General features: G+C 63.1%; 15 protein-coding genes. 7 read left to right on the top strand and 8 right to left on the bottom strand.

Annotated elements, in window-relative coordinates:
- The 5 genes from A3728_RS01015 to rpsO form a co-directional block, all read left to right on the top strand.
- Positions 1 to 389: phosphodiester glycosidase family protein (locus A3728_RS01015; RefSeq protein WP_201722282.1), on the top strand; the 389-nt coding region annotated here is incomplete at its 5' end.
- 90 nt (positions 390 to 479) lie between these two features.
- A complete protein-coding gene (gene truB / locus A3728_RS01010) occupies positions 480 to 1,388 on the top strand; it encodes a tRNA pseudouridine(55) synthase TruB (RefSeq protein ID WP_067919447.1) in 909 nt (302 codons plus the stop codon).
- Positions 1,389 to 1,404: 16 nt separating this feature from the next.
- Entirely contained in the window at positions 1,405 to 1,917 is a 513-nt protein-coding gene (locus A3728_RS01005; protein WP_067919446.1) for a DUF1643 domain-containing protein, read from the top strand.
- Between the two features lie 127 nt (positions 1,918 to 2,044).
- Positions 2,045 to 2,995 carry a calcium-binding protein gene (locus tag A3728_RS01000; protein WP_067919444.1) on the top strand — a complete coding sequence of 317 codons (951 nt, stop codon included), beginning with the start codon at positions 2,045 to 2,047 and terminating at the stop codon, positions 2,993 to 2,995.
- Positions 2,996 to 3,130: 135 nt separating this feature from the next.
- Positions 3,131 to 3,400 carry a 30S ribosomal protein S15 gene (rpsO, locus tag A3728_RS00995; RefSeq protein WP_067919442.1) on the top strand — a complete coding sequence of 90 codons (270 nt, stop codon included), beginning with the start codon at positions 3,131 to 3,133 and terminating at the stop codon, positions 3,398 to 3,400.
- Between the two features lie 94 nt (positions 3,401 to 3,494).
- Here the strand turns inward: rpsO and A3728_RS00990 are convergent, their stop codons facing one another.
- The 3 genes from A3728_RS00990 to A3728_RS00980 are packed head-to-tail and all read right to left on the bottom strand — an operon-like array spanning position 3,495 to position 5,793.
- Positions 3,495 to 4,391 carry a cation diffusion facilitator family transporter gene (locus A3728_RS00990; RefSeq protein WP_067919440.1) on the bottom strand — a complete coding sequence of 299 codons (897 nt, stop codon included), beginning with the start codon at positions 4,389 to 4,391 and terminating at the stop codon, positions 3,495 to 3,497.
- A gap of 51 nt (positions 4,392 to 4,442) precedes the next feature.
- Positions 4,443 to 5,051, bottom strand: coding sequence for a 2-hydroxychromene-2-carboxylate isomerase (locus tag A3728_RS00985; protein WP_067919438.1), 609 nt, complete (start codon positions 5,049 to 5,051; stop codon positions 4,443 to 4,445).
- Between the two features lie 7 nt (positions 5,052 to 5,058).
- Positions 5,059 to 5,793 carry an SDR family oxidoreductase gene (locus A3728_RS00980; RefSeq protein WP_067919436.1) on the bottom strand — a complete coding sequence of 245 codons (735 nt, stop codon included), beginning with the start codon at positions 5,791 to 5,793 and terminating at the stop codon, positions 5,059 to 5,061.
- 266 nt (positions 5,794 to 6,059) lie between these two features.
- Between A3728_RS00980 and pnp the strand changes: the two genes are divergently transcribed.
- Positions 6,060 to 8,195, top strand: a complete 2,136-nt coding sequence (pnp, locus tag A3728_RS00975) for a polyribonucleotide nucleotidyltransferase (protein ID WP_067919434.1) — start codon at positions 6,060 to 6,062, stop codon at positions 8,193 to 8,195.
- Between the two features lie 83 nt (positions 8,196 to 8,278).
- On the opposite strand, the gene A3728_RS00970 is transcribed toward pnp, so the two are convergent.
- The 4 genes from A3728_RS00970 to A3728_RS00955 are packed head-to-tail and all read right to left on the bottom strand — an operon-like array spanning position 8,279 to position 10,759.
- On the bottom strand, positions 8,279 to 8,788 hold the full coding sequence (locus A3728_RS00970; RefSeq protein WP_067919432.1) for a DUF6505 family protein: 510 nt from the start codon (positions 8,786 to 8,788) through the stop codon (positions 8,279 to 8,281).
- Complete coding sequence (locus A3728_RS00965) at positions 8,785 to 9,498, bottom strand: biotin/lipoate--protein ligase family protein (protein ID WP_067919430.1); 714 nt, start codon at positions 9,496 to 9,498, stop codon at positions 8,785 to 8,787. The genes A3728_RS00970 and A3728_RS00965 overlap by 4 nt, the downstream gene beginning before the upstream one ends.
- Positions 9,495 to 10,562 (bottom strand): iron-sulfur cluster carrier protein ApbC, encoded by a 1,068-nt coding sequence (apbC, locus tag A3728_RS00960; protein WP_067919428.1) that lies wholly within the window; start codon positions 10,560 to 10,562, stop codon positions 9,495 to 9,497. The genes A3728_RS00965 and apbC overlap by 4 nt, the downstream gene beginning before the upstream one ends.
- On the bottom strand, positions 10,559 to 10,759 hold the full coding sequence (locus A3728_RS00955) for a DUF6494 family protein (protein WP_067919426.1): 201 nt from the start codon (positions 10,757 to 10,759) through the stop codon (positions 10,559 to 10,561). Before A3728_RS00955 ends, apbC begins: the two co-directional genes overlap by 4 nt.
- Before the next feature lie 68 nt (positions 10,760 to 10,827).
- Here A3728_RS00955 and A3728_RS00950 point away from each other — a divergent pair, with 68 nt between their 5' ends.
- Positions 10,828 to 11,553 (top strand): hypothetical protein, encoded by a 726-nt coding sequence (locus A3728_RS00950; protein ID WP_067919425.1) that lies wholly within the window; start codon positions 10,828 to 10,830, stop codon positions 11,551 to 11,553.
- On the opposite strand, the gene A3728_RS00945 is transcribed toward A3728_RS00950, so the two are convergent.
- Positions 11,547 to 13,505 carry a 4Fe-4S binding protein gene (locus tag A3728_RS00945; protein WP_067919418.1) on the bottom strand — a complete coding sequence of 653 codons (1,959 nt, stop codon included), beginning with the start codon at positions 13,503 to 13,505 and terminating at the stop codon, positions 11,547 to 11,549. The two genes, A3728_RS00950 and A3728_RS00945, sit on opposite strands and share 7 nt — an antisense overlap.
- Positions 13,506 to 13,651: the final 146 nt, after the last annotated feature.

Raw genomic sequence — 13,651 nt, 5'->3', positions numbered from 1 at the left:
CGAACGGCATATTCTGCATCCGCGAAGGCCGCGCCGACGTGATGGAGACCAAGGCGTTCCTGCGCAGCAAACCCGATTGCGTCCATGCCACGCAATCGGGGCCGATGCTCGTCATTGACGGGGCGCTGCACCCACGCTTCCTGCGGGACAGCGATTCCCGCTACATCCGGAATGGCGTGGGCACGTCGAAGGATGGCACGCGCGTGGTTTTCGTCATCTCGGAAAATCCGGTGAACTTTCACAGCTTCGGAAGCTATTTCCGGGACCGGCTGCAACTGCCGAACGCGCTTTACTTCGATGGCAACGTCTCGCGCCTGCGCGCGCCCGCGCTGGGCCGGGACGATGCGGGCTTTGCCCCGCTCGGGCCGATCATCGGCGTGGTCGAATAGCACTTTTTCGCTTTTCGCCGCTTTCTTCGGGGTGGGCATGCAGGCAGCCCTTGTGTAGAGACCCCCGCGCAAGCAAGGAGAACGCAGGCGATGGGACGCGCACGCAAGGGCAGAGACATCTCGGGTTGGCTGATCGTGGACAAACCCGCCGGGCCAACCTCCACCGCCGTGGTCAACAAGGTGCGGTGGGCGCTGAACGCCAAGAAGGCGGGCCATGCCGGCACGCTGGACCCGGATGCCACCGGCGTTCTGGCCGTGGCACTTGGCGAAGCCACCAAGACCGTTCCCTACATCACCGATGCGCTTAAAGCCTACGAGTTCACCGTTCGCCTCGGTATCGCGACCAATACGGACGATGCCGAAGGCGAGGTCATCGCCCAATCCGATCTGCGCCCCGATGATACGTCGATCAAGGACGCTCTGGGGTCTTTCGTGGGCGATATCGAACAGGTTCCGCCGCAGTTTTCCGCGGTGAAGGTAGATGGCCAGCGGGCCTACAAACTGGCCCGCGACGGGGAAGAGATGGAACTGGCCGCGCGCCCGCTCTGGGTGGAGAGCCTGTTGCTCATCGATCGGCCCGATCCTGATCACGTCACACTGGAAATGGTCTGCGGAAAGGGCGGCTATGTCCGGTCCATCGCGCGGGATCTGGGCCAGAAACTGGGCTGTCTGGGCCATGTGCGCGAATTGCGCCGCGTCTGGTCCGGCCCCTTTCAGGCGCGCGATGGCCTCACCCTCGACAGAGTAGAGGAGCTGGCCCGGACGCCTGAATTGGATGCCCATCTGCTTCCCCTGGCCACCGGGCTGAACGAACTGCCGGAAGCCAAGGCGACCGCAGAGGGGGCCACCAAACTGCGCAACGGCAATCCCGGCATGGTGCTCAACGCAGCCGGAATCGAATATGGCGACGAATGCTGGGTCTCCTACGATGGGACCCCGGTCGCCGTAGGCCGCTACAAGGCAGGAGAGGTCCACCCTTCACGGGTTTTCAACCTTTGACCCCTGGAACGGGCGCATGCTGATCCGCGAACACGAAGAGGCTGGCACATATTCGCAGGTGGTCTATTCCGACTGCGAATCCTACCGCTACAGCCTGACCCGGGAATGGGACAGAGGCGCCCGGCGGGTCATGTTCGTGATGCTCAATCCATCCAAGGCGGACGAGATCGCCAACGATCCGACGGTCGAGCGCTGCGAACGCAGGGCGCGTGCCCTTGGCTTCGGCGCCTTCCGTGTCACCAACATCTTCGCCTGGCGCGACACCGATCCGCGTGCGATGCGGGCCGCCGCAGCGCCGGTGGGGCCGGCCAATGACGACATGCTGCGCGACGGTGCGCTCTGGGCGGACCAGATCATCGCGGCATGGGGCGCGCATGGCGCGCACCGCGACCGCGGGCGAAAGGCGCTGGCCCTGTTGCGCAGTTGTGGCGGCCCGCTCTTTCACCTCGGCCTCACGAAGGAAGGACACCCCCGCCACCCGCTGTATATCGCCTATGCGCAGAAACCCCTGCGTTGGCACGCCGACTAGCAGGGCGCTCGCCCCGTACAGTCTGTTAACCTTCGCACCCGATCGGCTTTGACCCGTGCCGCGGCTTCGTGGTTCCTTTGCCGCCTGTCGCACGCCGCGGGGTGTGCCGGGAAACAGGAACGATGCGATGTTGTGGCTGGCAGGAGTGATGGGCTTGATGGCGGTAGGCGCCGTCGCCTTGGTCGAGATTGAACCGGGCTCCGAGGCGGAGGAGGAGGACGACCGCGAGAATGACGTCCCCCTCCGCCCCGTCGGCGAAATCCTGACCGGCAGCGATGGGGCCGATGTGCTGACCGGACAGGCGGGCAATGACCAGATCGGCGGCGGCGAAGGAGCGGATTCGCTCCACGGCGCAGAGGGCGATGACAGTCTTTACGGCGGCAGCGGGGACGACCTGCTTGACGGCGACGAGGGCGCGGATGTTCTGCACGGGGAAGACGGCGAAGACGCTTTGAAAGGTGACGCCGGATCCGACTTCATTGCCGGCCACAACGGCAACGACCTGCTCTGGGGCGGTTCCGAAGACGACCAGCTGATCGGCTCCGCAGGCGACGATAGGCTCTTCGGAGAGGCAGGCGACGATGCGCTCATCGGGGGTTTGGGTGATGACACACTGACAGGCGGCGCGGGGCAAGACAGTCTTTTCGGCGGTTGGGGTAACGACAAGCTCGTCGGTACGCTGCCCCCCTTCACGGTCGGCGATTACCTGAACGGGGGCGGCGGCGATGATGCGATCCTCGCGGGGGACGGCGATATCGTCACCACGGGCGACGGATTCGATACGGTCATACTGGGCCATTGGAACGGGGAGGCTCAGGGCACCGAGATCATCGATTTCAACCGGGCCGAGGATCGGCTGCTCTATGTCTGGGACGATGCCGATTCAGGCGCCGTCCCCCCCGAACTGAGGATCGAGGAGGACGAGCATGCCGCGGAGGCGCGTATCTACGCCGATGACCGGCTGGTGGCGCGGATCACCGGGGATCACGATCTGGGCCCGCCGGACCTTGCACTGATGCCGCGTTCATCCGCCGCCGCGGTGAGCATCCTTCCGGGTGATGCAGATCGCGTTCAATAACCCTTTGCCAAGCCCGCCGATCTTTCCTATACGCCCACATCTCCGGTCGAATCCTTGGCCGGTGACCTCCACGGGCCTGAGCTGGACGACATCCCGGCCTGCGCCATTCATCAACCCTTTGCAAAGGAGACCCCGATGTCGATCACAGCCGAAGAAAAAGCACGCGTGATGAAGGAATACGGCACGAAGGAAGGCGACACCGGTTCGCCCGAAGTTCAGGTTGCCATCCTCAGCTCGCGCATCGCCACGCTGACCGAGCATTTCAAGACCCACAAGAAGGACAACCACGGCCGCCGTGGTCTTCTGAAGATGGTCGCGACCCGCCGCAAGCTTCTCGACTACGTGAAGAACAAGGACGAAGACCGCTATCAGGACCTGATCAAGCGTCTGGGCCTGCGCCGCTAAGCTGCAGAACGTCCGACAGCGAAAACCTTGGGGCCGCGCCATTCATTGGGGCGGCCTTTTTCTTTATGCCGCTCCGGTCGTCCAACTGGCTGGTTCAATGCGTTTCGACCGTTGAATGTTCGATACCGAACCGCTCCTGCAGAAGCTTTTTCACCGCGTTTTTCACTGCTGCAGGATCTGCCCCCTCCCCCACGGTGACTTCCATCGTCACCATCGGTCGTTCCTGCGTCACCGACCACGCATGCACATGGCCCACCGCCTGAACCCCGGGAACCTCCCGCGTCAGGGCCGCCACGACGTCGCGCCGGTCGAACCCCTGTGGCGCCCCTTCGAGCAGAATATGGCCGCTTTCGCGGACCACGGCCAAGGCGGAGCGCAGGATGATCAGGACGACGAGGACCGACAGGATCGGGTCGATCGGGGTCCAGCCGGTGTAGATGATGACAAGCGACGCGAGCAGCGCCGCGATGGAGCCGAAAAGGTCCCCCGCCACATGCAGCGCGGCCGCGCGGACGTTCAGGTTCTCGTCCTCCCCCCGGGTGAGGACCCAGAACGCCACCAAATTGACCACGAGACCGCCCAAAGCGACCCAGAGCATGAGGCCGCCCAGAATTTCGTGCTCCTCGCTTGCGAGCAGTCGCTGCACGGCCTCCCACGTGATCCAGATCGCGATAGCGAATAGCGACAGGCCATTGACCAGTGCGGCAAGTACGGAAAAGCGGTCGAAGCCATATGTCAGCCGCCAGTCAGCCGGTCGCCGGGCAAGTCGAAACGCCAGCCACGCGAGGACGAGAGAGGCAAAGTCGGTCAGCATGTGACCCGCATCGGCGATGAGCGCGAGCGAACCGGAGATGATACCGCCCGCCACCTCGGCCAACATAAATGCGCCCGTCAGGGCAGCGGCAATGGCGATCTTGCGTTCGTTCCGGGGGATGTGGCTATGGCCTGAATGGTCGTGGCCCGAATGATCTTGCTGGTCGTCGTTGCTCATACCCACCTCTTCGCTGTCCGCCACATTCTACATAGAGCGGACCAAACGAAGTCATCCGTCGGCGTTCAACATCTCTTCCACCTGATCCAGACGCTCCTTGCCGAAAACCATTTCCTCCCCGACGAAGAACGTGGGGCTGCCGAAGACACCGCGCTCCACCGCTTCTTCGGTATTGCTGACGAGCGCGGTCTTCACCGCCGGGTCCTGCGTCGCCTCCAACAAGGCGTTGCCATCGAATCCGGCATCGGTGAAGGCGCGGGCGAACACCTCCTTGTCGCTCATGTCCAGCCCGTCCTCCCACATGAACCGGAATCCCGCGTCCGCATATTCGGCGAGCGTGTCTTCGCGGTCCATCGCCACGGCCCCCCGCATCATGAGCAGCGTATTGACCGGGAAATGCGGGTTGAAGCTGAACTTGGTCAATCCGTGCTTCTCGATGAAGCGCTGCATTTCGAGGCGTTCGTATTCCATCTTCTTGGGCACATTGGCAAAGGCCATCATCGGTGGCTGGTTGCCGGTCGCCTTGAAGATCCCCCCTAGAAGGCAGGGCAGGTAGCGTATCGTCGCCCCGGTCCGTGCGGCCAGGTCGGGCAGCACCTTATGCACCAGATAGGCATTGGGGCTGCCGAAATCGAAGATGAATTCGAGTGTTCTTGACATAGGTTTCCTACCAGTTCTCTTTCCAAGGCCGCAGATCGAGTTCATGCGTCCAGGCGGATCGCGGCTGATTGTGCAGCATCACGTAGTTCTGCGCGATGTGGTCGGGATTGAGGATCGCGTCCTCCTCCCGCTTGCTGTCCACATCGGGCAGGTTCTCGCGGATGAAGTTTGAATCGATGGCCCCGTCGACAATCACATGGGCCACGTGGATATTTCGTGGCCCGAGTTCGCGGGCCATGGATTGTGCCAGCGCACGCAGGGCGTGTTTGGCCCCCGCGAAGGCGGAATATCCGGCACCCCCGCGCAGGCTGGCGGTGGCCCCGGTGAAGATGATCGTGCCGCGCCCGCGGGGCGCCATCACACGCGCTGCCTCCCGCCCGGTCAGGAAACCGGCGAAGGCGGCCATTTCCCAGACCTTACGATAGACCCGCGCCGTCGTTTCGGTGACGGAGAAGCGGACGTTGGCACCGATATTGAAGACGGTGACCTCCAGCGGGCCATGATCGGCCTCGATCCGGTCGACCAATGCGGTCATCGCGTCTTCGTCGCGGGCATCGGCGGGCATCGCAACGGCCCCGTGGCCCGCATCCCGTATGGACTGCGCCAGTGCTTCGAGCTTTTCCGCGTGCCGTTCCCTGCGCACAAGGCAGACCGTCAGCCCCTCCCGCGCGAAGGCCCGCGCAATGGCGGCTCCGGTATCGTCACCCGCCCCAACGATCAGACATGTTCCGCTTTTTTCCATTCAGCCCGCCCTCCCCGCTTTGTTGGCGTCACGCTAGCAACCCGCTTTGCGGAAGGCAAAACAATGTGTGGCCTCCCCAAACTTGCGACCTGAGCGGGGCGGAACGCGGCAAAAGGCCTCCCTTCCCATCGGGGCTGAAACACTGTATGCCCGCGCAATCTGAAATCCGGCGCCCGGACTCCAGCGCCCGACAAAGAAGATACCGGAGTCAGGGGGAATATGCCCCCTACGCAAATGGCCCGTGGGGCCGACACTAGGAAACGTAGATGTTCAACGTAACTACAAAATCGATGCAGTGGGGCGAAGAGACGCTCACACTCGAAACCGGCAAGGTGGCCCGTCAGGCGGACGGTTCGGTCATTGCCACGCTGGGCGAAACCAGCGTGATGGCCAACGTCACCTATGCACGGCAGCAAAAGCCGGGGCAGGACTTCTTTCCCCTGACCGTGCATTATCAGGAAAAATACTATGCCGCGGGCAAGGTGCCCGGTGGCTTCTTCAAGCGTGAGGCACGTCCGACCGAAAAGGAAACGCTGACCGCGCGCCTGATTGACCGCCCGATCCGCCCCCTTTTCGTCCCAGGCTTCAAGAACGAAGTGCTGGTGATGTGCACCGTGCTTTCGCATGATCTCGTCAACGATCCCGACATGGTCGCGATGATCGCCGCATCCGCCGCGCTGACGCTTTCGGGCGCACCCTTCATGGGTCCGATCGCGGGTTGCCGCGTCGGCTATGAGGATGGCGATTACATCCTGAACCCGACCGTGGACGACATGCAGGACCTGCGCCTGAACCCCGATCAACGTCTCGACCTCGTCGTTGCCGGCACCAAGGACGCCGTGATGATGGTGGAATCGGAAGCCTACGAGCTGACCGAAGAGGAAATGCTGGGGGCGGTGAAATTCGCGCATGAGCAGATCCAGCCGGTCATCGACCTGATCATCGATCTGGCCGAAGACGCAGCGAAAGAGCCGTTCGACTTCCAGCCCGTCGACTATTCCGAGCTCTACGAAGCCGTGAAGTCCGCCGGTGAGGACGAGATGCGCAAGGCATTCTCCATCGTCGACAAGCAGGAGCGCACCGCCGCCGTGGCTGCGGCACGTGAAAGCATCAAGGAAAAGCTGACGGATGAGCAGCTTGACGATGCGAACCTCGGCTCGGCGATGAAAAAGCTCGAAGCCTCCATTCTGCGCGGTGACGTGGTCAAGACCGGCAAGCGTATCGATGGCCGTAAGACCGACGAGATCCGCGATATCGTGGCCGAAACGGGAATCCTGCCCCGGACCCATGGTTCGGCGCTGTTTACACGCGGCGAAACGCAGGGTCTGGTCGTGACGACGCTGGGTACCGGCGATGACGAACAGTTCATCGACGCGCTGCACGGCAACTTCAAATCCAACTTCCTGCTGCACTACAACTTCCCCCCCTACTCGGTCGGTGAAGTCGGTCGCGTTGGTCCTCCGGGACGCCGCGAAGTGGGCCACGGCAAGCTGGCATGGCGCGCGCTTCAGGCGGTTCTGCCGGCGGCTACGGATTTCCCCTACACGATTCGCGTCGTGTCGGAGATCACCGAATCCAACGGCTCGTCCTCCATGGCTTCCGTCTGCGGCGGTTCGCTGTCGATGATGGACGCCGGTGTTCCGCTGAAGAACCCGGTCGCAGGTGTGGCGATGGGCCTGATCCTCGAAGATGACGGCTCCTACGCGATCCTGTCGGACATCCTGGGTGACGAAGACCACCTCGGCGATATGGACTTCAAGGTGGCCGGTACCGAAAACGGGATCACCTCGCTGCAGATGGACATCAAGGTCGCGGGCATTACGCCGGAGATCATGGAAAAGGCACTGGCTCAGGCCAAGGATGGCCGGATCCATATTCTGGGCGAAATGAACAAGGCGCTTTCGGGTGCTGCGGAATTCTCCATCCATGCGCCGCGCATCGAAACAATGCAGGTGCCCACCGACAAGATCCGCGAAGTTATCGGATCGGGCGGCAAGGTCATCCGCGAAATCGTCGAAGTGTCGGGCGCCAAGGTCGACATCAACGACGACGGGATCATCAAGATCGCATCGCCCAATGGCGAAGCCATCAAGAAGGCCTATGACATGATCCATTCGATCGTGGCAGAGCCCGAAGAAGGCGCCGTCTACACCGGCACTGTGGTGAAGATCGTCGATTTCGGTGCCTTCGTGAACTTCTTCGGCAAGCGTGACGGGCTGGTGCATGTCTCCCAGATCGAAAACCGCCGCCTGAACCACCCTTCGGACGTTCTGAAGGAAGGTCAGGAAGTGAAGGTCAAGCTGCTGGGCTTTGATGATCGCGGCAAGGTGCGTCTGTCGATGAAGGTCGTCGATCAGGAAACCGGCGAAGAGATCAAGAAAGAGGAAGCGGCGGAGAGCTGAGCCTCTCCCTCCTTTCCCAGACACAAGAAAGCCCCGGTGATTTCACCGGGGCTTTTCGTTTTGGGATGTAGGATAGCGGCAGGCTAGTGCGAGTGGCCGTGTCCGTCGTCATCCAGCGACCCGTGTACCGCGAATTGTTCGATACCCGCATCCTGCGGCTCGATGGAGCGGTAGCTTTCGCGCACACCGCCGTCGGTCAGTTCCCGGGTCACGGTGATCAACGTATTCGGCGATTGATCGCTGCAAAGCGCCATCATCTGGGAGACCTCCTCCTCGGCCACCGGGCGGGCCGCTTCGACCGAGGGGGCGCCGTAGATATCGACGAAATGATGCGCCAAACGGGTGACGATCGCATCCACCTCGAAAGGTTCCGCCTTTGTCACCGCGACGAAGGTCACACGGCCAAAGGTCTCCACCCCCAGCCAGCCATTCGTGAAAGCCTGGCGGGCCTTGCCGGTAAGGTCCGCTTCGGACCAGTTCGAAAACTCGAACCCGCCGGACACGCACCATTCGCCGGTCCGCGCTGGCACGTGAAAGACATTGCGGTCGCTTTCGTCGAAATGGATCGCACGTGCGAGGAAAAGATCGCTCATGAATCGGTCTCCAGAAGTCGGGTCATCGGTATGAGGTGTGAGGTGCCGTCCACGGCCCGCATCAGCAGGCCGAAATCTTCGTCAACGCCGAGGTATTTGCCGTGCAGGTCGCCCTGCCGGACCTCTTTGTCAGCGTGCCATGCCAGCCCGGACCATTCTCGGTGCAAGGGGCCCGCCCCTTCGTCTGCCCAGCGGTTGATCCAGACGAGCGTGTGGCGCGCCCATGATTCCAGCAAGGTTAGCGTATCGACATCACCGCATCCCTCACCATAGAGCGATGTTTCATCCGGGGTCTCACCCGGGGCATCGTTCACGGGCAGAACCGTCAGTTCGAATCCGACCACCAGCCAGTCCGGCACATCCTTTGGGTCTTGCGTAGAGGCGGCGGCACGCATGCGCCCGCAAAGCGCCCCGTTCAAGCGAAGGCCGCCATCCCAATCCAGATGCATCCCGACCTCGGGCGGCGAAAGCGCACCGATCGCGTTCTGAAGGCCGACCGCACAGAGCGGCAGCATCGCGACGGCCCGGGAAAGCGGCACTTCGGGCGCGAACACGATGGCGGCACGCAGCGCGCCGCCTTCCATGTCGTGCACGATCAGACCCGCATCGCAGCCCCCGCGCGCCTGATCCCGCGCCAGCCGGAACGGATCCTCGCCGGGCGGGGCCGCCAACCCGGCAAGGAGCGGCGGAAAGGATGGCGACTCCGTCATGCCTTGCCGTCTGCGATCAGCCGCTTCGCCACGCCACGGAAGGCCTGCGCCTGCGCACTGTCTGGTTTGGACACGACGATAGGCGTACCCCCGTCCGCGGCAACGCGGATGTCCAGATGCAGCGGAATTTCGGCCAAGAGGGGCACCCCGAGTTTTGCCGCCTCGGCAGCGACGCCACCGTGGCCAAAGACGTGTTCCTCGTGTCCGCAGTTGGAACAGATATGCGTGGACATGTTCTCGATCATCCCAATGATCGGCGTCTTGAGTTGCTTGAACATATCGATCCCCTTGCGGGCATCAAGCAGCGCCACGTCCTGCGGGGTCGAAACGATGACCGCCCCGTCCACATGCGCCTTTTGCGCCAGCGTCATCTGAACGTCGCCGGTTCCGGGCGGCAGGTCCACGATGAGCACGTCGAGCGCGCCCCACTGCACCTGATTCATCATCTGCTGAAGCGCGCCCATCAGCATCGGCCCGCGCCAGACGACCGCCTGATCGTCATTCGTCATCAGACCGATTGACATCATGGTGACGCCGTAGTTCCGCATGGGCAGGATCGTCTTGCCATCGGGCGATGCCGGGCGGCCGGAAACACCCAGCATGCGCGGCTGGCTGGGGCCGTAGACATCGGCATCCAGCAAGCCGACGCGGCGGCCTTCCGCGGCCAGCGCACAGGCGAGGTTCGCCGCCACGGTGGATTTGCCGACGCCCCCCTTGCCCGACGCGATGGCGAGGATACGGTCCACCCCGGGTATCCGTTCCGGCCCCGCCGGTTCAGAGCGGCGGCCCGGTTTCAGATCCGGCGGCGGCGCCTGCTTGGAATGCGCCGTCAACACGGCAGAGACCGAAGCCACGCCCTCCAGCGCCTGAACGGCGGCATCCGCCTGTTCCCGGACCGCGCCGTAGGCTTCGGAACGCGCCGGGTCGATTTCCAGCACGAAGCGCACGGCGCCATCCTGCACGGTCAGCGCCCGGACCAGTCCGGCCTCTACAATATCGGTTTTGGATACGGGGTCTTCGATGGCCTTCAACGTGGCCAAAACGGTTTCACGGGTGACGGTCACGTGTCGGGCTGCCCCTGAATCTTGCCGGTCACGACATGTTCGAGGTCCAGTTCCTCGATCGTCAGGACGACTTTCGCCTGAAATGTCCGCCCGCCGGTATCACCGGCATCGCGCATCGCTTCCTCGATCGCCTGCTGGGATGTCACCCCAACCTGCTTGAGAAATTTGCGCATCGACATATTGAAATCTTCGCTCATCGGCTTCTCCTTTGAATCATTGACCGCACGGTCAGGCCCCCCCTATCGTGGCACAAGGAGAGACCCCGTTGAAACGTCTGTTGTCCTGTCTGATCGCCCTTTGCATCGCCGGTTCCGCCACCGCACAGGACAAGGCATTCGCGCTTGCCGTGCCTCCGGTTTTGCAGCGGACTGGATTGCTCGATCATATCCTGCCCCGATTTTCCCTGAAGACAGGCATCACCGTTACGCTGGATCATGGCGCCGTGGCCTATCTGGGCGATACGGGCACCCCCGTCTTCAGCCAGCCGGACCGGGTCTGGCATCTGTCCGAAAGCGACGACCCGGAGGTCGAGCGGTTCAGGGAGTGGCTGCTTTCGACCGTTGGCCAAAGCGCCATCGAAAGCTACGAAGCGAGCGGCAAGCCGCGTTTTTCTGCCGTTGCGGCGGCCCCCGAAACGGTGGAAAGGGCGGCGCTGACCGGGGATGCACTGGCCGGAAAGCGCCTGAGCCTCGCACTGTGCGGGCGATGCCACGTCGTCGCGGACGAAAACCGGATGCAAGCCATCGGCTCCTCGCCCTCCTTCGCGCTGATGCGCACCTTTACGGATTGGCGGGAACGCTTCGAAATCTTCTATGTGCTGCGCCCGCATGCACCGTTCACCCGCATCGCCGGCGTGACGGAACCTTTCGACCCCGCCCGCCCGACGCATATCGAACCCGTGGATGTCACGCTCGACGAACTGGACGCGATCATCGCCTACACCGCTACCTTGCCGCCAGCCGATCTGGGCGCCCCCATTCAATTTCAGTGATCCCTGCGCTTGCCGAAGTAATCTTCCGTCGTACGCACCCGCGGGCGCTCCTTGCCCTGGAACGGATTATCCGTGGAATGGTACTGCGCGTTGATCCGGCAGTTGTCGCACATCTGGATCATCTTCGCGGCCTGAGGGTTCGCAAACATCGAATGCTTACCGGCGAGCTTTTCCGTGATCTTGTCGATCGTTGATTTCACGCCGAAGAGGGTGCCGCATTCTATGCAGGCGAACGGTTCCTCTTCGTTCAGCACCACCTGGTTGAAGGCCGTGTCATCAAGGTTGAGCCGGGGCTCCAGCGTGATCGCCGCTTCGGGGCAGATGTTGGCGCAAAGCCCGCATTGCAGGCAGGCGTCTTCCTGAAAGCGCAGCTGTGGCATGTCCGGGTTATCGACCAACGCCCCCGAGGGGCAGAGAGAGACGCAGGACAGGCAGAGCGTACAGGCATCCTTGTCGACCAATACGGCGCCGTAGGGCGCGTTTTCGGGCAGCGGCAACATATGTTCGCCGGGGTTGAGCGATTTACCCGCCAACCGCGCGACCTGCCGCCGTGTACCGATGGGCAGGATCGCCGGAATGAACGGTCCTTCGACCGGTTCATGGCTCAGGGCCTCTTCGAGTTCATCCGGACTATCGAGATCGAGCAGGCGGATCGGGCGCTCGCCCGAGATCGCTTCGGCGAGCGTGACCTGTGCCGACAGGGCGTCGCGTTCACTGCGGGGGGACAGCAGCACATCCACCGCGGCGAACCCGCTCGCCAGCGCCGCGAGCATTTCGGCATGGCCGAAGACGGAAAGAGATTCGACCGAGAAGGGCACGACATCGACGGGCAGGCCACTGCCGTAGCGCGCGTGAAGGGCGATCATCTCGGCCCCGTGGTCCTGATCGTGGACGAGCAATCGGGGGGTCGTTCCCCCCGCCTTGCGATAGGTCTCCGCAAGGGTGTTCAACCGGCGGAACAGTGCGTCCACCGGCGGTGCATCGTAGGTAATGGCGCCGGAGGGGCAGGCCGCGGAACAGGCACCGCATCCGGCGCAGATCAGCGGATCGACGGCGACGTGGTCCCCATCGGGCGTAATCGCCCCGGTGGGGCAAAGATCGAGGCAGTTGGTGCAGGCCACCTGCCCCGCGCGCGAATGCGCACAGAGGCTTTCGGTAAGGCGTACGTAGAGCGGCTTTTCGAAAGTACCGACGAGTTCGGAGGCTTCGCGCACCGCCTCGGCAAGGGCGGGGATGCTGCCCGGATCGGCGCGCAGGTAGCCATCGCGCTTGTGGGGGGCCGGAAACAGCGCGGCTTCGCCCGTCAGGTCCAGAACGATATCGCATTGGGATTCGGCCCGGTCCCGCGGGGCGGTAAACTCCGGCGCGCCTCGGCCGCCCGGTATCCGCTGGCGCAGGCCGTCAAACACGATTTCGAAATTACCCAAGGCGCCCTTGGCGCTGCGCAACCGGCCCAATACGACATCGAACCGCGGGTCCGCATCCGCCGCATCTTCGCCGGACGTGAGCAAAACGGTAACGGCGAGCGTGTCGCACAGACGGCGCGCCGCGTCGAGTGCCGCATCGGCGGGACCGAGGATCAGGCAGGTGCCCTCGCTCACGACATCCAATGCCCGCGGCAGAGGTATCGCCAGATTCGCCTCGGCCACCAGCGCGGCCATCTTGGGGCCGGCATCGCCGTCGTCGTCATGCCAGCCCGCACGGTCACGGATATCGACGAAGCCGGGAATTTCGCTACCGATCTCCTCCGCCAGTTCCTCGAAGCGTCGGCGTTCCTGCTGGCAGGCGATTGTCACCTCACCTTCGGCCAATGCCTTGGCGGCGACGTCGATCTGCTTGGTGCAGAGCGCCGTATGCACACGCGAACAAACCATGTCGCTGGCAGTTGCGATGGTATCGGCGTCCACGGACTGACTGCCGAGGCAGTCACAAAGAAGCAAAGTTTTCGGCATGTTCCCCCCAAGCCGCTAGCAGGGCCGCAGCCCTGGCAGCTTTCGCTGTCGCGCATGCAAACTAAAGGGCTTTGCCACAAGCCGCAAACCCCAATTCAGCACCCCCGATGCAGAATAGTGCGCTTCGCAAGCGCAGCAAAAATTAT

Origin of the sequence: Sulfitobacter sp. HI0040 (assembly GCF_001634885.1) — a bacterium.
Lineage (GTDB): Bacteria > Pseudomonadota > Alphaproteobacteria > Rhodobacterales > Rhodobacteraceae > Sulfitobacter.
Note: the sequence above shows the minus strand (reverse complement) of the source record. Positions and strands in the feature narration are given on the sequence as shown.

Bases quoted from the DNA above. Each gene is read 5' to 3' on its own strand.
- truB (WP_067919447.1), top strand. From the start codon at position 480: ATGGGACGCGCACGCAAGGGCAGAGACATCTCGGGTTGGCTGATCGTG.
- A3728_RS01005 (WP_067919446.1), top strand. From the start codon at position 1,405: ATGCTGATCCGCGAACACGAAGAGGCTGGCACATATTCGCAGGTGGTC.
- A3728_RS01000 (WP_067919444.1), top strand. From the start codon at position 2,045: ATGTTGTGGCTGGCAGGAGTGATGGGCTTGATGGCGGTAGGCGCCGTC.
- rpsO (WP_067919442.1), top strand. From the start codon at position 3,131: ATGTCGATCACAGCCGAAGAAAAAGCACGCGTGATGAAGGAATACGGC.
- A3728_RS00990 (WP_067919440.1), bottom strand. From the start codon at position 4,391: ATGAGCAACGACGACCAGCAAGATCATTCGGGCCACGACCATTCAGGC.
- A3728_RS00985 (WP_067919438.1), bottom strand. From the start codon at position 5,051: ATGTCAAGAACACTCGAATTCATCTTCGATTTCGGCAGCCCCAATGCC.
- A3728_RS00980 (WP_067919436.1), bottom strand. From the start codon at position 5,793: ATGGAAAAAAGCGGAACATGTCTGATCGTTGGGGCGGGTGACGATACC.
- pnp (WP_067919434.1), top strand. From the start codon at position 6,060: ATGTTCAACGTAACTACAAAATCGATGCAGTGGGGCGAAGAGACGCTC.
- A3728_RS00970 (WP_067919432.1), bottom strand. From the start codon at position 8,788: ATGAGCGATCTTTTCCTCGCACGTGCGATCCATTTCGACGAAAGCGAC.
- A3728_RS00965 (WP_067919430.1), bottom strand. From the start codon at position 9,498: ATGACGGAGTCGCCATCCTTTCCGCCGCTCCTTGCCGGGTTGGCGGCC.
- A3728_RS00955 (WP_067919426.1), bottom strand. From the start codon at position 10,759: ATGAGCGAAGATTTCAATATGTCGATGCGCAAATTTCTCAAGCAGGTT.
- A3728_RS00945 (WP_067919418.1), bottom strand. From the start codon at position 13,505: ATGCCGAAAACTTTGCTTCTTTGTGACTGCCTCGGCAGTCAGTCCGTG.